The following is a 20,521-nucleotide window of genomic DNA, read 5'->3' on the forward strand; positions in this document are numbered from 1 at the left end:
GGAGAATCATTTATGCAAAAATTAACAGAAAAACTTAAACTGAACATTCAGTTCTTTGCTACACCAGTTTATCCGGAAACAAATCTTCAGACAGTGGCGACACTGGACAACTATCCAGAAAAGTCTATCGACCACGTGTACCGTTTTGAACAGTCTCTGAAAGACTTCCAAAACGCTTTAGGTATTTCACGCTTAATGCCAGTAGCTGAAGGTGTAACCATCAAGTTCTACGGTAAACCGACAGTAACACTTGCTGATGGCAACGTGCCAGAAGGCGACCTGATTCCACTGTCTTACGTCACACCAGCTGTTGAATCGACTAAGGAAATCAAGCTGAAGAAATACCGTAAAGCAACATCAGGCGAAGCGATTCAACGCTATGGTAAAGATAAGGCGGTTGAAATTACTGATGATGCTCTTATCAAAGAGGCGCAGAAAGATATTCGCAAAGATATGTTTACTCTTGTACAATCTGGTTCTGCACAGACTAGCCTAAATGCTGCTAATGGTTTACAGGCTGCCCTTGCAACCGTATGGGGTTCACTTCAAACCATCTTTGAAGATGACACTGTACGCCCTATCGTGTTTGTTCATCCGATGGACGTTGCACAAGCGATTGCTGACAAACAACTTTCACTTGAAACTTCATTTGGCCTTAACTACTACACAGATGTAACGGGTACAGTGGTGTTTACTTCGACGCAAGTCACTCGCGGAACTGTTTACGCAACTGCTGCTGAAAACTTAGTTGTCGCTTATATCTCTGCTGATTCATCTGACTTAGCACAGACATTTGCTTTAACATCTGATGACACCGGTTTCATCGGTATGACACACTTCGTCAGCCACGAAACACTGACTCAGCAGACATTACTTGTATCTGGTGTGTTAATGTACCCAGAACGTCTTGACGGTATCGTGAAAGTGTCACTTTCAGCAGGCGCATAATACTAAAAGGAGTGAAATAGCTTATGGCTAAGACAAATCTAACTGGAACGGTCCTCACTTATTGGGAGGACCTGCAAGACAATGACCGTGCTTACAATATGGGGGACACGTTTCCTCATGCAGAAGCCGGCTATGAAGTAACAGATGAGCGTATGCACGAGCTAGCATCTGAAAACAATAAGCGTGGACAGAAGTTGATTAATATCAACGAACCTGCGGAAGAGAAAGAAGAAGTAACTGATCCATACGCGGATCTAACTGTCGCTGAACTCAAAGAGTTGGCTAAAGAACGTGAGCTTGAAGGCTACTCTAAACTTAATCGTGAGGACTTAATCGCCCTCTTAGAAAAGTAGGTGATTAGATGAATGCACTAGAAGTGAGAACAATCAATCAGTGGCCAGCTGACAAGTATGATGATACTCAGTTGGCCATCTTGATTGAGTTGTATCGAGGTATCGCGCAGGAACACTGCAATAATACTTTTCCTGACGGCAGCGAGCCGATGGGCGTGAAGAAATTCATCGCTGACTCTATCAAGCATTGTGAGACATCAGGTGTGGCGAGTAAGAGCATGGGGTCAGTGAGTATTTCATTTGATACTAACTTACCCGCTGCAATTTATGACCATCTTGCACCGTTCAGAAAGTTGAGGTGGCGCTGATGTTCGATAACTTCTATATCCACAATGTACAGATTGAGCGTACCACTAAGACTGTTGATACAACTAAGTATCCAACAACGACTACTGTTAACGTCTCTCTGACGTCGCTACAAGCCTTTATGGACACACCAGCAACGTCCGAAGCTGTACAGTACCATCAGCGTAACATCAAGCTCACACGCTTTTTATACTACGCATACGGAGCCGCAGACATACGCAAGACGGACATCATCTTATTTGAGGGCGAACGTTACGAAGTGACAGGTAAGCCTGAAAATCAAGGTGGACAGAATGAAGTCATGCGACTGCCGCTGAATCAGCTATGAAGAAATTAGTCGTGGCGCTTGAAGATTACGCTGAGGACATGGAGAAGTGGGCGAAGAAAGGTATCGCAGGAACGACAATGGCTATCTACAATACAGCTGTCAGTTTGGTGCCGGTTGATACGGGATTCCTAAGAAGCTCCATTACTTACAAGTTCGAAAACGGCGGAATGACCGGCATTATACAAGTCGGTAGCGAGATAGCCGTATACGTTGAATTTGGTACAGGCGTACATGCACGGGGACCAGGAGGGAGCAAAGCTAAAAAGATACCGTGGAGTTATCAAGATGCTGATGGTCAGTGGCATACGACTTCCGGTATGGTAGCTCAACCTTTCTGGTTTCCGGCGCTTGATGCCGGCGAGCGATACTTTAACAAATACTTTAGCTAGGGAGTGATGACATGGCGGACTGGCTAAGTGCCGAACAGCCGTTATTCAAGGCCATCATGCTGCATTTATATGCGAGTCCGCTGATGTCTGAGGTTAACGGCAATATCTTTGACAGAGCGCAAGTGGATATTACAGGTAACACGTATATCGTCATAGACAATACAAACGTACTAGAATACCCCACAAGCACAACGAACAAAGAAGTGATTGCAGTCACAGCACATATTTACCACAAGGACGAAGCACATCCAGAACAGGTAGTCGATCAGACACGCCAGTTCATGCGATGGCTTCGTTTTTATATGCAGCAAATTGATAAATTGCCGATGGAACATTACGAGGTGAAGCGTGCCAGTCTCGATTTACAGGAGACCATCACAGACGCTGACCTGGTGACGCAACACGGCATCTTAAGAATAAAATACGACGTCTGGCATAACGTCAGATATTAAAAGGAGAGAAATAAATGAACGCAAGCGATTTAGTAGTAATGGTGCTGCCTGTCAGCCAACCTTTAGCATCTGCAGCGTGGGCAGTCGGAGACTTTACAGAGGGTTCACACAAGATTTCGAACGAAGTCCGTGAATCAGTCCGATCTGGTCTGAAAGATTTTGATTACGGTGTAACAGAAGAAGAAGTTGGATTCACAATGAATCAAGTCACGTCTGACAAAGGACAGAAAGCCTTTAAAGATGCCATTCAAAAGAAAGAGCAATTACGTGTGTGGATTGTTGAGAAGGCTCTGACGTCTGATGGTCAGAATCATAATTCTACTTTCTTCTACGCAGTTGCAGAAGAATTAGAAGACGGTTGGGACGATGAAGAAGGTACTCGTGAAGTGACACTCAAAGTGAAACTTAATTCCGCTGAGGGGTTATTCCCGAAATTACCGGATGAAATCCTTAATCCATCTGAAGCTGTACGTGTGGCATTCGAGAAGCCAGGTGAATATACTGGCGCTCTTGAAGCGCGTACGAACGCAGGGGCTTAACATAATCGGGGAGCGTAACGCTCCTCTTTTTTTATTTGCGCAAATAAAAAATTAACTGAAAAGAGGAACTCTAATGTCTAAAATCACAGAATTAACAATCGGTAAAGTAGTAGAAATCAATGAACAAGGTGAGAAAGTTGTAACGAATCCAGGTAAGACCATCAAAGGCAAAGGTTCATTTTTCTTCACACGTAAGGCAGATAAGAAATATAAATCAACTGACAAAGAAGGCAATGAAATCGATGGTGTATCAGCTATCTTCAACGACTTAACCATGTACAACGATATGGCTTTAATCAAGTTCTGGGATTGTGCAGCGGCAAATCATCCATCACTTGAAGTGACCGAAGAAGAAATCATCGAAGAAATTCAGAAGATCGCTGACGAACAAGGAACAGCGCCACTGTTCGCAGGTGCGCTCGAAGTTTTTACGAAGGGATTCTACAAAGACAAAGTGGACAATCAGGACTTCATGATGCAATTAAGCGTCAGCAAGGAGAAGGACCCAGAGAAGAAAGCAGAACTGGAAGGCAACATCGAAATGCTGAAAGAAATTCGCAATCACGTAGCGAATACATCAATTACACAGAACTAGAAATCAATGCGGTACGCTATTTCAACATTACTGATTTAGCGTACCTTTATTCTTTAACGCCCTTACAGTGGGTCAACATGATGAAAGGTTATCACCACAGATTGATTGACCAGCGGGAAGAATATGGTCAACTCGCTATCATGATTGGTCAGTATAACAATGGTAAACCTTTAACTAAATTCTTTAGATCATTTGAAAAAACACATCAGGATATCGAAACGACAGAAGACCAAAAAGAAATGCAGAAGATTGAAAAGAAAGTGCTTAAACAAATTACTGAAAGTGCGTTAGATAGATGGACGCACGAAACATTTATTAAAAAGGAGGGACAGGATGAATAGAAACTTTGTGGCTGAAATCACAGCGAACATTAATAAATTCATGGCTAACATCCGCAGAGCGCAAGCGTCAGCTGATAAGTTGCAAGATAAAGTGACTGTCAATGTCGATGCTGACACATCAGCAGCCACTGCACAGATCAGTCGTTTCCGTGCGATGTTAAAATCTATTCCTAACAAGTTCCGCGTCCGAGCGGACATGGACACGTCAGCGATGTCGAAAATGAATGGCCTACTTAACAACTTCAGAGGCAGCGTCAACAAGACGACATCAGGCATTAAGTCGGCATTCGGCGAGACGGCGTCTGAAATTGGATTGATGCAGAATGCACTGATGGCATTAGCACCTGCAGCGATTCCGGTCGTTGCATCCTTAGTTCCTGCTATCATGGCCATCGGTAACGCTCTAGCTGTAGTCGGTGGTGGTGCTATCGGTTTAGCTGGTGCGTTTGCGATTACAGGTGCAGGCGTTGCAGCATTTGGTGGTCTAGCAATGAGCGCTATACAGATGCTGAACGATGGACTACTTGTTGCGACGGCAGAAACAGCTGCCTACCAAGGCGCGTTAGAAGGTTTAAAGGGAGCATGGCAAGGACTTGTTACAGGCAATCAGGCAGCAATATTCACGACGATGGCAAACGGTCTCAACATTGCTAAAGCTGCTTTAAGTGGGATGACGCCATTTATCGAAAACGTTATCAATTCTATGGCGCAGATGAGCGCATCAGTACTTAAATTTGTGCAGACATCGCCTGTTATGCAAGGTTTTTTTGACATGATGAAAACAACAGGTGTCGCAGTATTTAATGACATTATGATGGCAGCTGGTAAATTCGGCACTGGTTTTTTAGCGATATTTAACCAGTTTGAACCTTTATTCGCATGGATGGCACAGGGGTTGCGCAATATGGCCACACAGTTTCAAGCGTGGGCGACAAGTATCGGTACATCTAACGGCATACAGACATTTATCAGCTATGTGCAGACGAATTTACCGCTGATCGGCGAGATATTCGGCAATGTGTTTACCGGTATCTTTAATCTATTTACAGCCTTTGGAACAAACAGCCAGACCATCTTTCAGTCACTCGCTCAGATGTCAGCGCAATTCGCGCAGTGGTCAGCGACGATTGCGCAATCACAAGGCTTCAAACAGTTTATCGACTATGTGCAGACGCAGGGTCCTATCGTGATGAGTACAATCGGTAGCATCGTGACAGCAGTTATCGCATTTGCAACTGCTATGGCGCCTGTCGGGGCAGCAGTCCTCGGGGTAGTTTCGGCTATTGCTCAATGGGTCGCATCATTTGCAACAGCACATCCGCAAATTGTAATGGTGGTCGGTGCGATTACGACATTTATCGGCGCGATTGGTATGATTATGCCCGTTGTGATGAACATTGTGACGGGCATTATGACAATGGTCAATGTGTTTAACACCGTGCGTACCGGCATACAGCTAGCAGCTACCGCATTTACATTATTCACAAGCCCTATCGGTTTAGCAGTTGTTGCTATTGGCCTACTTGTAGCGGCGTTTGTTCTGGCATATACAAAGATTGAGTGGTTCCGCAATGCGGTCAATACATTTATACAAGGTTGGCTTGCAGGTGTACAGATGATTATCGCGGGAGTTCAGCAGTTCGCTGCTGGATGGATGGCAGGCATGGCGATGATTGGTCAAGGTATTCAGACGGCTATTACTATCATCACGACATTCGGCTCGATGATAGTATCTACACTTTCAACGGCGTGGACGGTAGCAGTTGCCGCTGTTTCTGCAGGGTGGTCGATGATTACTTCTGCAATAAGTTCCGGTGTATCTTCGGCTATTTCATTTGTGTCTTCTGGATTCCAGTCGATGCTCTCAACAGCCTCTTCGATTATGAGTTCGATCGTCAGCGCTTGCTCTTCGGCTTTTTCGTCTGTCGTATCGGCGATAAGTTCCGGAATCAGCTCGGCTGTCTCATTCGTCTCCAGCGGATTCAGCAACATGCTTTCTACTGCATCGAGCATTATGAGTTCTATCTCTAGTGCAATCAGTTCGGCGTGGTCTGCGATTACATCCACTATCAGCAACGCTATCAGTTCGGCGGTATCTGCTATTGTCTCTGGTTTCAGTAGCATGATGAGTGCTGTTTCATCTTTCGCATCTAACTTAGTTTCAAGTATCACTTCAGCCATGAGTTCGTTTATCAGCGCTATCACTAGTGGTGCATCACAGGCTGTATCAGCTATTTCTAACGGCTGTTCGCAGATGATTAGTACAATCACTGGATTTGTAGGCAATATGGCATCTGCAGGGGCTGACTTAGTACGAGGATTTATCAACGGTATCACGGGTATGATTGGCGATGCAGTTGCGGCTGCAGGTCGTATGGCAAGTGCAGCGGTGGATAAAGTTAAATCGTTCCTCCACATCGGCTCCCCGTCTAAAGTCTTGAAACAAATCGGTCAATGGCTCACTCAAGGTTTCGCCATCGGTATTGAAAAGGATATCCCTAAAGTAGATACTGCGGTACAGCGTATGCTTCGACCAGTTACAAAAGGCATTGCAAAATTAAAATCAGCGAACTACTCAGACTCACGTGAGGGTGCATCAAGTGTTTATAGCTTTATGTACGCAAACATTGAGAACGCAAATAAGCGCATCAGCGAGCTTGCAGATAAGCGTAAATCGCTTGCTGAAAAGATGTCTAAGGTTACTAAGTCGTTATCTAAGAAGATGACAGTCAAAGCGAGATTTGCGAAGAAATCGCAACTGGTCAAGATGAGCAGACAAATGACACAATTGAATAATATTATCCACGGCCAGTATGTTAAAAAGGGTAAAAACCGTAACGTCATCAAAGAAATACGTCCTATGCAGATTTATATGACACGTATCGCACGTAAACGTGAAGAACTGGCTGGCAAGCTGGAAAAGGCACAGGACAAGTTACAGGCTGCAATTAGTCGCAAGACAGACTTTAGCGCTAAGATTCGTGACGACCTCCGTGGATACGCCTCAATTACGTCAACGGAACGTAAGACGGCGAACGGTATACGTAAGGTGATGGCTAAGCGTTTGAGCGATATGAAAGCCTATTATGCAAACATCGAGCGTCTTAAAAAGATGGGCATTAATAAAGGCACGTTGAAAGACATTTTGGACGCTGGCATTGAAACAGGCGGCTCACTGGCTAAAGGTTTAGTTAAAGGCGGTAAGTCGGCAGTTAATCAAATCAACAGCTTACAAGCACAAATCAATAGCGTCAGCAGTAAGATGGGCAGTAAGAATGCATCACACTTTTATCAGGTAGGTGTAGACGCAGCCCGTGGTGTGGTCAATGGCCTTAAATCACAAGACAAGCAACTTGCTGCAGTAGCAACTAAGATAGCAGACGTTATCAGCAGCACCATCAAGAAACGTCTCGGCATCCACTCGCCATCACGCGTGATGATGGACTTAATGGGCTATGTGGGAAGTGGACTGGTCAACGGTCTATCCACGGCACAGCGTAAGGTCGCGACAGCATCCAGTCAGATTGCAAGTGCGATTGAACGTAATGTTAAGCCCGATTTAAGCCTCACACCGCTTGACGTGGCAGGCGGCACACAGGAAATGAAGCGATCAGTAGCATCTACTTTTGACGCAAACTTACAAGATGGTATCGATATGCCACAGCAGAACATCACAATCGTGATTAAGTCAGAGCATGATTTAGATATGCTGAAACACACGCTTGACACAATGGACGCTGTTGGCGCAAATGTAAACATATTGGGGGCGAGTTAATGTATAGCTTGGAACTAGTGCAAGGCACTAAGAGTATCAGATTGCATGAGGCGGGCTTTTATCTCGCCTCTCCTTTAAAAGTAAGCAGTCCCGAAATCATCAATGAGTTCAGCCGTATTGACGGCAGACCAGGGCGAATTTTAGGGAACAGTAGTCATGAAAAGATAGTGTTAGAAGCAGAAATTGAATTTGACTTTAGCTTAGATGCTCAATATCCGATGCTGCGTGACCAGATAATGGCCGTACTATCGGGTAGCGAGCCTTTTTATATTAGAGAGATGGTGCCGGAACACGTGAGAGTGAGCTTTGAAAAGCCGGGCGAACGTACAGGTGCGATGGACTTACCTAACATGCGTTATGCAAACGGTAAGCAGTATCTGGTAATTGGTACAGGTAGTCAGGTATTTGAGCAGATAGCACTCACAGGTAAAGGTACAGCGACCTTTGAGACGGCGATGCTGCCATATGCTGAAAGTATCGGCACGAGTAAGGTGATTAATGATAATGGTGTGGATGTGTCTAGCGGCATCTGGTCATTTGGCATGGGCTTACAGATGGATGGTGTGAATAAGGACACATGGAAGTATAAATACAGTGACGTGTCGACATTTAACATCTACAATCCAGGACACGTGGACATCAACGACTGGAAACAGTATTGCCAGATTACGATTACAGCTAAACAGTCAGCGTCAAGCATCAGATTGGTTGACGCAACCGGCGGTGTGTTTATCTTGACCAGAGACATTAAGGCAGGCGATGTTATCAAGATTAGTCAGCCTTATGTCAAGGTCAACGATGCAACAGCCCTGCATCAGAGTAACTACTATTTTCCTGTTATCAAGGCGGGACAAAATGCGATGCGAGTTGAGGGGATAAGCTATTATGAAATAGAGTTTGATTTTAAGTTTTATTATGGCGCTCAAAAAATAAAAGACTTGGAGGTATGGAAATGATTGAACCTAAAGTAATCTATCCAGATTTAAATGAAATAACGCACCAAGATATAAATTATAACTTCGGCTTAGTGGCCGGAGTGATTAACGATAGAGGGGAAGAAATAATAGGTAGCGAAGTTGTGAAAAATTGGTTATCTGAAAACAACTTCAAACCAAAAGAAGCAGTAACTACTTTTGCTGACTTGCCTATTAATCCGGAGATAAAAGAAGTAAGAGGGGTTATTGATACTAACCAAGTTTATTGGTTCGATGGCGAAAAATGGCTATTGCAATCATCATTAAATTTTGATGGTTTAGGAGATGTTAAAAGTCAGGTAGATACATTATTTATAAAAACGAGCGGCCGCATAAGTGTAGAACAATTTGGTGCAGTAGGCGATGGGGTTACAGATGATTTACATGCCTTTATCTCTGCGAGAGACCATATTATTAATAATAGCGCTAATAAAGGCGTTTTGTATGTGCCTCCACATTTTAAATGTTATTTGAGCGATACTTTCGATGGTTTTGGACTTCAAAATTTAGAAATCCTCGGGACTATACTAAGTAAAGATACTACCAAAGAGTTTATTATTGGCGTGAGGTCCGCTGTTCCATTTCCTTTTGTACCGAATATCAATACTATTTCGAAAATGACACTAAAAATTCAAGGTACTAAAAACGCTTTCATCAATGTAAATTCTGCGGAAAAGGTGCTCTTATGGGCAGATGGAGATAACCCTCTAATTTCATCACTTGCCTATTCGACCTTTTTTCTCGGTACTTCACCTTATGTTGAGATTAACAGTATAGGTGCAGCAGCATGGATTAATGAAAACAAAATCTTTGGTGGTCGCTTAACAAAAGTAGTAATTGCAGGTAGTTACTCGCATAACCACAATCATTTTTATAGTCCGACCCTCGAAAATTGTGACATCCAAATAATTAATGGTAACAGCAATGTGTTTTGGGACTGTCGTCTTGAAGGGACTAATAAAGTGTTTTTTGGAGCAGGAACTTGGGGTAATGCTGTTGTACGTTCATGGGAGTCAGCGCCAGGGGCAGCGCTTAGAGGTACGTGGGATATTACTTATACGGACGAAGGTAAAAATAACTACGTCATTAATCTGCAGGATATAATGCTAAATCGCAGGATGGTTTATAACTTAAGTTATGATAATTACATTAATAACATGGATTATGTTTTGAAGAGTGATAATAAGTTAAAGGTATCTGCAGCTGGGCAGTACAAGGATGTATTTGACTCCGGATTGATAAAGCTAGGTAATAGTGTAGGGCTTGAATTTGAGAGCGATGCACAAATTTGGCGGGGTTTCATCGAGCTATATGATACCAATAAACAGATTATTACAACTGACTTATCAAATCATGTTAATGGCGTTAGTTTGACATTTAGTACAACAAAATATCAATACTATTCCTCGGGCAATGTGAAAAAGTTCAATACTGCGGTGTTTAAAAGTTCCGGCGCAGTGTATGTCAAATTTAAAATACAATGTCATGTAACCACAGACTTAAGTACGTTTGAATACTTAAATGTTTATTTAACGACGCACCTGAAACAGAACCAACAACTTAGTTTACCTAAATACAATCGACAAGCAGTGCTGAGTAAAATCCCTACTGAGGGTACGTGGCAATTCGGAGATAAGGCAGAATATACAAATCCATTGAGTGCAGGTTATATAGGTGCAGTATGTGTAACTGCTGGCACACCAGGGACCTGGCGTAATTATGGGGCGTTAGTATAGAGAGGTGTGATTAAATGTCCTTACATGCGATAGACCACAACAACAACCATTACATGGTCGAGGGTATAACCACGGTTGAGGAGCAATTAAACGGCGATGACTCACTCACGATCGAGCTGGCGGATTCACCTATTAATGCGCCAGTCACAGCTAACATCACAGAGAGCTGGAAGTTCTCGGGTGTTGAGGGTAATAATGACCGTACTGTCTACGTGGTTAAACGTAAGGCGGTCACAACGGTAGGCAAGTTTAAAAAGTTAGTAATCAATGCCATACCACTATTTAATGAAGTATTTAACACCACCAGATTATATGATTATCATGAGGGCGAGTTTACAGCTGATGCTGTACTCAGCTCTCTTTTTAATGGTTCGGGGTTTACTTATAAACTGCCACCGTTATTTGCGTCTAGTAAGTACATTGAGAGTTATGGCGATGGTCAGACTAAACTCGAGATATTTAATCTTGTGCTGGAGACCTTCGAATTAGAGTTTAAGGTCAACGGTAATGAGATTGAGTTGTCTAAGTACCTTGTCAACCGTCCTGACTATATTATTTCAGACACTATCAACGCCTCAAATGTACAGCAGGAGATTGATGGTTTCAACTTTTACACGTATGCCGTCGGTTATGCGGACGTTTCAGACGGCGACCCTAACAATTTAGCAGGCATACAGCGAGAGTACACACACCCACTGGCAAGTGTGCCGGGAATCGGAAAGAAACATGCACCACCTCTGAGGTTAGGCGAGGAGACAGACCCCGCTAAGTTAGATGCTGCGCTTAAGACATATGTCGATAACTCGCTTAAAGTGAGCATCACATCAGACTTTATCAGCCTGAGAAAGCAATATCCAGAGGCTGTGCCGAAAAAGGCAGATGAAGTGATGTTTACCGCTAACAATATCGATTACAAGCAGATGGTGCGAATCGTTGGAATTACCACCAAACGCAATCATATGGGCGATATATTAAGTCAGTCGGTTACTTATGGCGATCAGCCACTCGCTAAACGTCACAAGGCTAATATCAACTTTGCGACGCAGTTTATCAATGAGCTGGTAAAAGGTAGACGCACAATCAGCAGTACAATGTTAGATAGTGCTATTTCCACGGCGACAAGTTTAATTTTAAATGCTAAGACGCAGCTGGACTTTAGTTCTAGCCTTGGTATCGTGGCTAAGAATCCGGACAATCCACAAGAGATGGTTGTCTTTAACAGTGCCGGACTCGGCGTCAGTAAAGACGGCGGTAAGACGTTCAGAAACGCCATCACGGGCGCTGGAATGGTGGCCGATGTGATTACATCAGGCACACTCAATACGCAACTTGTGAAGATTGAGGGGACAACAGGAGCCTTTGTGATAACAGGGGATAAGCTAAAAGCTGTTGATTATGATAATCCCAACAAATATACAGAGATTAGTCCTAAAGGTGCATATTTTAAAGGTGGTAATATCTCGATAGAGAGACCTGATGGTGCAATATGGATGGAGAATGGGATAGGAAAAAACGAAATGATTGTGACAGGTTGTTTCCCTCCGTTTTTATCATCGCAAACGACAGAAGGTGGGGTTAACGAACAGGCGTGGACTTCTGGCGAATGGTTTGTAACTGACCGTAAAACAGCAGGAACAGACTATGTAAGACTGGATGCGTGTTACTTTAACCACGACTATCGCTACTTGCAGATACCATTTGCCTTTAAGGTGTCTAAAACAGGTGTGTATATTAAGATTGTAGAGTTTAACAACACGACAGGAAGACCATCTTTTGAAGTTACGAAACTCTATACATTAGCATCACATGGTGGCGGACAAGCTGAGTATGACAGCTTTACGATTGACTTAGGTGTTCCGACATACGAGAGACGCCAGTGTTATATATACTTTAAACCTAATGCAGAGGGCGAAGACATTGACCCTGCGTATGTACGATTCCTGCCGATGAAATTAAACAGATAAGGAGTGATAAACGTGGAAGAAGTGCAGACATACGACTCATTATATTTGCAGACAGCTGATGGTCTAGTGCCACAAACGTCACGGGTGAAGATGGTCGTGCCGTTCAAACATATTGCTGAGGACGGATCTATTACAAGTATTTCGTTTGGACAGATGCTGGTGGAGGATGGCCAGGGTTTAACATTTATCGTGGATAAAGGTGTGCCAGAGGAGTATTACAAGATGCTGGTCGACACGTCGGGGCTAGTGCCTAAACTAGTTGTAAAAGACGGAGAGACACTGGTCGGGCAGTTGACGCCAGAAGAACAAAACATCGTAGAACTGGAACAGCAGTTATTAATTGCGAAAGCGAAGTACAACAACGAACAGATAACTGTGAGAGAAAGCGGGCTATTGGAGTAGTGGGATGATTTTTATCGCAACTAAAATAAAGGAAGAGTGGAGAATTTAGCAGCTTAAAACCCAACCTCTCATGTAAGTGAGGGGTTTTTATTATAAATACAACAAAGAGGGTGATGTGGTGAAATGAGGGAGATGATAAATCGTGTTAAGGACGAACTGCTTTACACGATACTGGTGATGATGTTAGACAGACAAGACACACACGCTACCCGATTAGATAATTTAGATGGACGACTCAGGAAATTAGAGGACAAAGATATCGCAGATGATAAGGACCTAAAAGATGCACTTAAAAAAATCGAAGAGGATTCCAAGTACAGACGAAACACTTTGTGGAGCGTCATTACAGGCATCATCATGCTGGTTCTCGGTGCAATATCCGCGAGAATATTCGGATGAAAGGAGAGAGACAATGATTAAACCTAATGCAGCTGAAGGCGGAATGCTTCTTTTTGCTTTTGTAACAGCAATCACATTGATTATTGATGGCGATATGTTTTCGTCAAGAAATGGATTAGATATTTACGAAAGTTATCTTGAATTGTTCGGAAGTGAGAAAAATGTAGTTATAGCATCTGTTGTGTGCATTATATTATATTCAACCTTGCTATTTATTAATGGACTGTTATATAGGTTTGCCGTAAATCTATATGGCTTTGTTTACATCGCATGTAACGCAGCCACTTACTTTACCAACTATCCGACGATGGGTTTAGCATGGGCTTTGTTCGTAATTGTAATGGCAGCAGGTAATTTATTCTTGATTGTCAGCTTGTCAGAAGAAAAACGCAAACTCAAAGAGCAGAAAAAAGTGATTGAAGAATATGAAAAGGACATCTCATAGAGGTGTCCTATTTAAATTGGAGGGATTTAAATGGAAAAGGAAAAAGTTTCAACTGGTACATGGATTCGTACAATCGTATTGGCGGTAGCACTGTTCAACCAAACTTTAGTGATGTCTGGACATAACCCTCTGCCATTCACAGATGAACAAATGACGAATGGTTTGACGCTTGCTTTTACTGTCGGCGCTGCTATCTGGGCTTGGTGGAAGGATAACGGTTTTACTGAGAACGGCATCAAGGCAAAGAACTTTAAAAAGAAACTCGATCAGGGCGAAGTTGAATTTGAAGGGCCGAAAGAAGTGACAGAAGACTCACAAATTGAAGTGGATAATACTGACAATTTCGGAGGTGCAAAGTAATGAAAGATATTTATTCAAAGCATATCAACGGTACTAAACTGACATCGCTCAAACCGCAGGTAAGAGGCGTTGTGATCCATAACGACTATGGTACACTAAATGGCCAACAGTATGAGCAGTGGCTCTACAATCGGGAAGCTAACGGCGAGTATGTCAAAGGCTGGGCAGCCCTTTATGTCGATAAATTATACCGTCTTTGGTATCATCCAACTAATTTTGTTGAGTGGCATTGCGGCAATCAGTACGCTAACACTTATCTGGTGGGCATCGAAGTCAATCGCACGCATCCAGACGCTGGACTCACGGATGAAGAGTTTCTCGAAAATGAAGAAGCAGCCCTGCAGACAGCAGCTGAAATCCTGTACAGCTATAATCTGCCAGTCAATTACTCAACTGTCAACTTACATCGCGAATACTTTGCGACAGCTTGTCCACATCGTAGCTGGGATGTACACGTCGGTAAGAATGCACCTAACACACGGGCTAATCAGCTGGTACTGCTTGACTACTTTATCAAGCGTATTAAGGTGTACTATGCAGAACTCGAAGCTGCTAAACGCAAGGAAGCACCTGTAAAAGCGACGATTGACAGAGTGGTGAAGCAAGTTAAGAAGATTAATACAACGCTCTATCGTGGGCGCTCAAAGTCAGCGTACTTTGATGGCTTTGTTGACTCTCAAGGTGCAGAAGTCCGGAAGCGCACAGGTAATCGCGTTACTGGATTTAAATGGACTAAAAAGGCTGGATACTCACTCAAGCCAGGGGAAGAAGTCTACATCTTTGAAACGCATAAAGGTTGGGGACGTATCTATACGGGTAACACGACAGGCAAAGGATCCAATGAATGGATTTGGTTAGGTCGCTTGCAGGTTGATGACATCTATAAAGCAGATAAATAAATTTTTAAAGCCGTCTATCTCTATATGAGGTAGGCGGCTTTTTTTATTTGGTCCGCATTGTCCGATTAACGTCCGGTTTATCGGACGATAAGAATATAAGCTAAGCGTTAAGGTTATATGTTTAAGTTACTAGCTTATATGTTTTCGACCGACATTTTTGTCGGTGCAAAACTAGGCGAAATCGATACGGTTACATATGCTACTCGAAAGTTACTCGAAACCTACTCGAAAGTTTTGTCCCGTTTTGTTCGTTTAGGCGAATATTCAATAATTCGTTTATCTAGGCTGATTAGAAACTTGCACCCAAATGTGATTATACTATCTTATGGGTGCGAAATTGGGTGCGAACTTTTAAATTAATATAAATTGGTATAACCGATAAATGCTATGATTCATCATTTTATACGCTTATAAATGTTAATAATCACTCTAATTTTATATCGTATGCAAGTATCTGAGTGGGAAAAAGAGCAGTATCTGAAGCAGTACTAAAGATTAAAGCCCACAAAGCTGAATAGCTTTGTGGGCTTTATTAATAGCGATAAATTATTCTGGCTTTACTGTATAAATCGCTTTTTCACCACTTAAAAATGGTTCAAACTCAAGCTCAATTTCTTTAGGATTGCCTACTACTGCAAAACCTTGTTTACCACTAATTGAACGACCAGATGATAAACCATCCATTAGAGTATCGTTAATAGGATATGACTCTAATTTTTTACCGTCAGCGTAAGCAGAAACATCAGTTCCTACAGGTATATCTTCTTTACCATTATTTTTGATATCCATTTCAACCACTAATACTTTATCTGCTTTAGTTTCTGCAAACTCGTTTCTTTCATCGGTATAGTATGCTTTTGTAGGTTTAAAAGTCACATTTTTCTTAGTAACTTCATCACCAATTTTATATTTCTTCTCAGCTTCTTTACTATCTGATTTCTCTGTAGTTGATGTAGACTCTTTAGTATCAGTGGAAGAATTTTCATTATCATTACCGCCACCCATTGCAGCAACACACGCACCTAATAAAATCATTAGTAAGAGTAGACCTAAACAACCAATTAAAAAAGGATTTTTCTTTTTCTTCGTTTGACGTTCTACATACACTATACGTTCTCCGTTTTCAGTGTACTGTTCACGACCTTGCTCGCTGCTGTAAACTACTTCTTTGTCTTTTCGCGCCATGTAAAAAATTCCTCTTTTCACTTATATTTTATATTCAATGGCCTTATGCCAATAAATATTAGAATTGTAAAACTTATAACATCCTTAAGTTAAAATATTCAAAATATTAATTATTACAACTTTTTATATAATACCATTGTTAAAATAAATTGACAATTGTATGTAATATGAATTAATAAATTAATTAAGTTGACAATTTGATAAATACTATTAAAAAAATAAGAAGTTTATCATCTTTTTATAGTGACTAATGTTAAAATAAAAACTAATGATGAAAGTTGACTGAATTAAGGAAGTGATGTTTTGAATAAGTTTAAAATAAACCGCTATGGCGAGATTAATCTTTTCAGCAATTCGATTGAATATGTCTCACCACTTGAAAATTTTAAGGATATACATACCAACAAAGAGAAGCTGATGGAGGACTATCAGGCGTTTTCAAATGATTTCAAACATAATAATGTGTTCTGTCAGATCACTCGTTTTAATGACTGGGGTAAATATATTTCGTTTGATTATTTTCTGCAGGATGCGACGATGTATGCTGCTATTCGTAATTATGATTTTATGACTCAGCTTAATCTTTTTTCTTCTTTAACAGATGTAGCAGAGTTTCAGGAGCAGCACCAGGTACGTGTTCTCTGGGACTTCAATAATTTTGTGATCGCTCATCATAAAGATGACAAGGATAGAGTGAAGGCGGTCCTGCACAATTTTGGTGACCTGGTCGTCTATGATGATACGACGCCCCTTAACGGTCTTAAGCGTCTAATTATACTGGGTCTCACTCAACTAAAGTCAGGTGATGTAAAGCCGCTTAAAGCTGATTTTATACATCAGGATGACGATGTTTTTCAATTTGCCGATGAGGTTCTGCGTGCTAAGGATATTCAGTCTATCCGCCGTAGTATCGATACGCGTCTCGGTCAAGTTAAAGAAATGGGCACTGTGCCGGTAAAAAAGGAAAAGAACAAGAGTCCTAATAAGAGTCCGCTTCGTTATATTTTAATGGGTTTAGCTGCTCTTTTACTGATTATGGCTGTATTTTTTGTTTTTCATAATATGTCTCAGAAATCAAAAGAATCTGAAGCACTGAATCAACAGCTTAAGCAGCAGCAGAGAGTGAATGATATTTTCAGTGAATATATCAGTGGCGATAGACAGCAGGCTAAAAAAAAGATGTCGACACTCAACTATGATGACTTAAACAGTGATAAGCAGCGCTCAATTTATATTAAGTGGCTAGTTGAAGAAGAACAGTATGATAAAGCACTCAGTCTTGATAAAGAAGCTGCTTATTTAATAGGCCAGGATATCCATAAAAGCAATCAGTCTGCGATTACTGATCTTGCAAAAGAAAAAGATAGCGATGTGTTAAAGTTCTTTGTGGCGAGTAAAGAAGGACGATATGATGATGTCGTCAAGCTGAGTGACAAGATTGACTTAAAAGAACGTTCTGCTGCAAATGAGCTAGTTAAAGCCTATCTTTTAACTGATCAGTCGCAGAAGCTGAAAGAAGTCATTAATAAGTCACAAAAGGATAGCCAGGAAGCAGAGAATCTAACAACTGTGCAAAAGTATTATCAGCCTTATGAACAGTCATTAAAGGATGCGACAAATCATTATGACGATAAACGTAAAGAAATAAAAGCGCTGAAAGAAACTTTAAAGAAGAAGTCAAGCAATGCGAAAGCGAAAAAACAGCTGACACAGGCACGTAAAGAGCTGAAGAGTATAAAAAATAATCTAGTAGAAGTAAAAGCGAAGATTGCTGATATTGATGTTGAAGACATTCATTAAAAACAAGAAGCTAATAAGCCGCAGAATCAGTGATTCTGCGGCTTTAATTGAAGGAGGTATATTGTTAATGGAAGAGAGTTGTATTTTTTGTCATCACCTTAAGAAAGAACAGATACTGATGGCCTCTGCTGACTATAAGGTCTTGTTTGATATAGATCCTATTCAATATGGACATCTGCTGATTGTGGCGAGACGTCATGTCATGAATTTTAATGAACTGAGAGAAGAAGAGACCGCAGATTTAGTGAAACTACAGAAAGTTTTAATCACACTGTTTGAAGATGAATTAGGAGTTGGAGTGACAGTTGTATTTAATAACGGTAAGATGATGGACCAGCATACGCATTTTCACGTCCATCTTTTTCCAAGATATAGTGAGGATGGTTTCTGGGATAAAGTTGAAGTTGAAATGCGAGACTCTCATATAACGTCTGCCATAGAACATATTATAAAAGAGCTCTGAACTAAGTTCAGAGCTCTTTATTCGTGTCCTGATACTTTATAAAGTGCTTTTTGACCGTTTAAGTCAAATAAAGGACCGATCTCTACTTCGAATTGTCCGAGACTCGGATTCAGTCTGAATGACTGGCTGACTTCAGCGGTTTCACCAGGCTTAATAGTGGCTGATTTATCAGAAGCGAGTGCGTATGCATCTGCTGTTTTACCATTGTAGTAAATCGTAGCGCTCTGTCCAGCATAGTAGGGTGTATCCGATGTATTTTTAACTGTGTAATAAAGCGTGACAACATCTTCAGGCTGACTCGCATCAATTTCCTGCGCTGCTGTCACTTTTGTTAAGGTAAACGTCAGATTATGGATATCTCGACTTTCACCAATTTCAGCAGCATCTGCAAGAGATTCATGAGGCAACTGCTCAGGTCCATTAATGACACTATCCATCTCCTGTTCTATTGTATAAACGGTATGACTGATGGTTTTCTCCAGCGCATGCGCGGGTGTCATATTACTGAATGCTGATAGAATAATAGCTGATGTCAGGACTGTGCCTGCTAGTACTTTATTGTTCATTTTAATTCCGGCTTTCTTATTTTAATGATTGAATCTGTGTTAGTGATTTTCACAGAAGAATAGTCCTATTATAAGACCGAAAACTATATTGTCAAAGGAATATGCTTATAAAAAATATTAATCTTTTGTAAGTAATGATAAGTTTTACATTTACTCTATTTTATAATTTACAGCATTTAAAGTGAGATATAAAATAATCTTAGCATTTATCTAACATGAAGTGAGGCACATCATTGAATATCAGACCTGGAGAATTAAAAGACCTTTCAGCTATTACAGCGATATATAATCAAGGAATAGAAGATGGTATAGCAACTTTAGAAGTAAGAGGTAAATCAGAAGAAGAAGTGCGTATCTGGTTATTTGACCGTTCAGAACGCTATAGTGTATTAGTTATTGAAGAAGAAGGTGTGATAGCAGGCTGGACAGCTTTGCAGCCTTATCGTTACCGAGCTGCTTATGAGGGCGTTGCTGAACTTTCTATCTATATTGATCGCAATCAAAGAGGTAAAGGAATTGGGCGAAAACTACTAAATGCACTGGAAAAAAGCGCTCAATTAAATAACTTTCACAAACTGATGCTGATGGTGTTAGAGATTAATGAGTCAGCACACCAGCTTTATCTAAAATGTGGTTTCAGAGATATCGGTATTTTTGAAAACCATGGTTATCAGCACGGGCAGTATTATAATGTGAGAATTATGGAAAAACTGATTTAAGCATACTGAAGTATGCTTTTTTTATTTCTCTATCTTGTTAGGAAGTTCTATTGTTATTTATCTAGAATAAAAGGTTTGTTTAATAATTAATAAGTGTTTATAATATAAGTAAATAGATTAAAAAGAGAGGTCATTTTAATGAGTGATGGATTATTAGCGATTAGAAACTTGCAGAAGCTCCAGTCCGAATGGACAACCTTAAGCCGTAAAATATTGAAAAGTTATGATATCACATACCCGCAGTTCAGAGTTTTAAACGGCATGCATGAGCTGCAGGCTTCAGGTAAAAGAATGACACAATCGATGGTAAGTGAACATACGGGGATTGATGTCATGACGCTTTCGACTATCATCCGCAATCTTGAAAATCGCAGACTGATTAGAAGACAGGAGTCACGGTCTGATACACGTGCCAAAAATGTTTATCTGACGACGATTGGTCTTAGCTTTATAGAGGAAATGGAACCTATAATAGAGCAGGCAGCTGATAGTTTTTTTGAAGAATTTTCATCTGACTTAAAGAATCAATTTTGTCAACTTTATTAATCCGATTTTCTTTCTTTTCATTATTTTTTGTAGTATG

At 41.2% G+C, this 20,521-nt stretch carries 24 protein-coding genes; 22 read left to right on the top strand and 2 right to left on the bottom strand.

Translation table 11 applies throughout. The features are described from left to right. The first annotated feature begins 12 nt into the window (after positions 1 to 12). The 18 genes from MGG13_RS05670 (at position 13) to MGG13_RS05755 (ending at position 15,205) form a co-directional block, all read left to right on the top strand. The gene (locus MGG13_RS05670) at positions 13 to 948 is read left to right on the top strand and encodes a hypothetical protein (RefSeq protein ID WP_239034255.1); all 936 of its coding nucleotides are present in this window, start codon (positions 13 to 15) and stop codon (positions 946 to 948) included. 23 nt (positions 949 to 971) lie between these two features. Further along, the gene (locus MGG13_RS05675; RefSeq protein ID WP_239034256.1) at positions 972 to 1,301 is read left to right on the top strand and encodes a Rho termination factor N-terminal domain-containing protein; all 330 of its coding nucleotides are present in this window, start codon (positions 972 to 974) and stop codon (positions 1,299 to 1,301) included. An 8-nt stretch (positions 1,302 to 1,309) separates the two neighbouring features. Beyond that, the gene (locus tag MGG13_RS05680; protein ID WP_239034257.1) at positions 1,310 to 1,609 is read left to right on the top strand and encodes a head-tail connector protein; all 300 of its coding nucleotides are present in this window, start codon (positions 1,310 to 1,312) and stop codon (positions 1,607 to 1,609) included. After that, positions 1,609 to 1,935, top strand: a complete 327-nt coding sequence (locus MGG13_RS05685; protein ID WP_239034258.1) for a head-tail adaptor protein — start codon at positions 1,609 to 1,611, stop codon at positions 1,933 to 1,935. Before MGG13_RS05680 ends, MGG13_RS05685 begins: the two co-directional genes overlap by 1 nt. Next, positions 1,932 to 2,324 carry an HK97 gp10 family phage protein gene (locus tag MGG13_RS05690; RefSeq protein ID WP_239034259.1) on the top strand — a complete coding sequence of 131 codons (393 nt, stop codon included), beginning with the start codon at positions 1,932 to 1,934 and terminating at the stop codon, positions 2,322 to 2,324. Before MGG13_RS05685 ends, MGG13_RS05690 begins: the two co-directional genes overlap by 4 nt. A gap of 11 nt (positions 2,325 to 2,335) precedes the next feature. Further along, entirely contained in the window at positions 2,336 to 2,776 is a 441-nt protein-coding gene (locus MGG13_RS05695; protein ID WP_239034260.1) for a hypothetical protein, read from the top strand. Between the two features lie 14 nt (positions 2,777 to 2,790). Then, a complete protein-coding gene (locus MGG13_RS05700) occupies positions 2,791 to 3,315 on the top strand; it encodes a phage tail protein (protein WP_239034261.1) in 525 nt (174 codons plus the stop codon). A gap of 73 nt (positions 3,316 to 3,388) precedes the next feature. After that, positions 3,389 to 3,910, top strand: a complete 522-nt coding sequence (locus MGG13_RS05705) for a tail assembly chaperone (RefSeq protein ID WP_239034262.1) — start codon at positions 3,389 to 3,391, stop codon at positions 3,908 to 3,910. A gap of 77 nt (positions 3,911 to 3,987) precedes the next feature. Next, on the top strand, positions 3,988 to 4,251 hold the full coding sequence (locus MGG13_RS05710) for a hypothetical protein (RefSeq protein WP_239034263.1): 264 nt from the start codon (positions 3,988 to 3,990) through the stop codon (positions 4,249 to 4,251). Continuing rightward, positions 4,244 to 8,026, top strand: a complete 3,783-nt coding sequence (locus MGG13_RS05715) for a hypothetical protein (protein ID WP_239034264.1) — start codon at positions 4,244 to 4,246, stop codon at positions 8,024 to 8,026. The genes MGG13_RS05710 and MGG13_RS05715 overlap by 8 nt, the downstream gene beginning before the upstream one ends. Beyond that, the gene (locus MGG13_RS05720) at positions 8,026 to 8,982 is read left to right on the top strand and encodes a phage tail domain-containing protein (protein ID WP_239034265.1); all 957 of its coding nucleotides are present in this window, start codon (positions 8,026 to 8,028) and stop codon (positions 8,980 to 8,982) included. The genes MGG13_RS05715 and MGG13_RS05720 overlap by 1 nt, the downstream gene beginning before the upstream one ends. Continuing rightward, positions 8,979 to 10,736 carry a hypothetical protein gene (locus MGG13_RS05725; RefSeq protein WP_239034266.1) on the top strand — a complete coding sequence of 586 codons (1,758 nt, stop codon included), beginning with the start codon at positions 8,979 to 8,981 and terminating at the stop codon, positions 10,734 to 10,736. The genes MGG13_RS05720 and MGG13_RS05725 overlap by 4 nt, the downstream gene beginning before the upstream one ends. Positions 10,737 to 10,750: 14 nt before the next feature. Next, positions 10,751 to 12,700 (top strand): phage tail protein, encoded by a 1,950-nt coding sequence (locus MGG13_RS05730; protein ID WP_239034267.1) that lies wholly within the window; start codon positions 10,751 to 10,753, stop codon positions 12,698 to 12,700. A 3-nt stretch (positions 12,701 to 12,703) separates the two neighbouring features. Next, complete coding sequence (locus MGG13_RS05735) at positions 12,704 to 13,102, top strand: hypothetical protein (protein WP_239034268.1); 399 nt, start codon at positions 12,704 to 12,706, stop codon at positions 13,100 to 13,102. A 132-nt stretch (positions 13,103 to 13,234) separates the two neighbouring features. Further along, on the top strand, positions 13,235 to 13,501 hold the full coding sequence (locus MGG13_RS05740) for a hemolysin XhlA family protein (protein ID WP_239034269.1): 267 nt from the start codon (positions 13,235 to 13,237) through the stop codon (positions 13,499 to 13,501). Between the two features lie 13 nt (positions 13,502 to 13,514). After that, positions 13,515 to 13,946: a hypothetical protein gene (locus MGG13_RS05745; RefSeq protein ID WP_239034270.1), complete on the top strand. Its 432-nt coding sequence runs from the start codon at positions 13,515 to 13,517 to the stop codon at positions 13,944 to 13,946. A gap of 30 nt (positions 13,947 to 13,976) precedes the next feature. After that, positions 13,977 to 14,306, top strand: a complete 330-nt coding sequence (locus MGG13_RS05750) for a phage holin (protein ID WP_239034271.1) — start codon at positions 13,977 to 13,979, stop codon at positions 14,304 to 14,306. Further along, entirely contained in the window at positions 14,306 to 15,205 is a 900-nt protein-coding gene (locus tag MGG13_RS05755) for an N-acetylmuramoyl-L-alanine amidase (protein ID WP_239034272.1), read from the top strand. Before MGG13_RS05750 ends, MGG13_RS05755 begins: the two co-directional genes overlap by 1 nt. A 546-nt stretch (positions 15,206 to 15,751) precedes the next feature. Here MGG13_RS05755 and MGG13_RS05760 read toward each other — a convergent pair. Next, positions 15,752 to 16,390, bottom strand: coding sequence for a DUF4352 domain-containing protein (locus MGG13_RS05760; RefSeq protein WP_239034273.1), 639 nt, complete (start codon positions 16,388 to 16,390; stop codon positions 15,752 to 15,754). 303 nt (positions 16,391 to 16,693) lie between these two features. On the opposite strand from MGG13_RS05760, the gene MGG13_RS05765 reads away from it, so the two are divergent. Beyond that, positions 16,694 to 18,190: a hypothetical protein gene (locus tag MGG13_RS05765; protein WP_239034274.1), complete on the top strand. Its 1,497-nt coding sequence runs from the start codon at positions 16,694 to 16,696 to the stop codon at positions 18,188 to 18,190. Positions 18,191 to 18,257: 67 nt separating this feature from the next. Beyond that, a complete protein-coding gene (locus tag MGG13_RS05770; RefSeq protein ID WP_239034275.1) occupies positions 18,258 to 18,653 on the top strand; it encodes an HIT family protein in 396 nt (131 codons plus the stop codon). Between the two features lie 17 nt (positions 18,654 to 18,670). Here the strand turns inward: MGG13_RS05770 and MGG13_RS05775 are convergent, their stop codons facing one another. Further along, entirely contained in the window at positions 18,671 to 19,219 is a 549-nt protein-coding gene (locus MGG13_RS05775) for a DUF4352 domain-containing protein (protein WP_239034276.1), read from the bottom strand. Positions 19,220 to 19,452: 233 nt separating this feature from the next. On the opposite strand from MGG13_RS05775, the gene MGG13_RS05780 reads away from it, so the two are divergent. Both MGG13_RS05780 and MGG13_RS05785 read left to right on the top strand, forming a co-directional pair. Continuing rightward, the gene (locus MGG13_RS05780) at positions 19,453 to 19,938 is read left to right on the top strand and encodes an arsinothricin resistance N-acetyltransferase ArsN1 family A (RefSeq protein WP_133432420.1); all 486 of its coding nucleotides are present in this window, start codon (positions 19,453 to 19,455) and stop codon (positions 19,936 to 19,938) included. 138 nt (positions 19,939 to 20,076) lie between these two features. Next, positions 20,077 to 20,484: a MarR family winged helix-turn-helix transcriptional regulator gene (locus MGG13_RS05785; RefSeq protein ID WP_239034277.1), complete on the top strand. Its 408-nt coding sequence runs from the start codon at positions 20,077 to 20,079 to the stop codon at positions 20,482 to 20,484. Positions 20,485 to 20,521 lie beyond the last annotated feature (37 nt).

The organism is Macrococcus brunensis, assembly GCF_022343725.1.
Lineage (GTDB): Bacteria > Bacillota > Bacilli > Staphylococcales > Staphylococcaceae > Macrococcus > Macrococcus brunensis.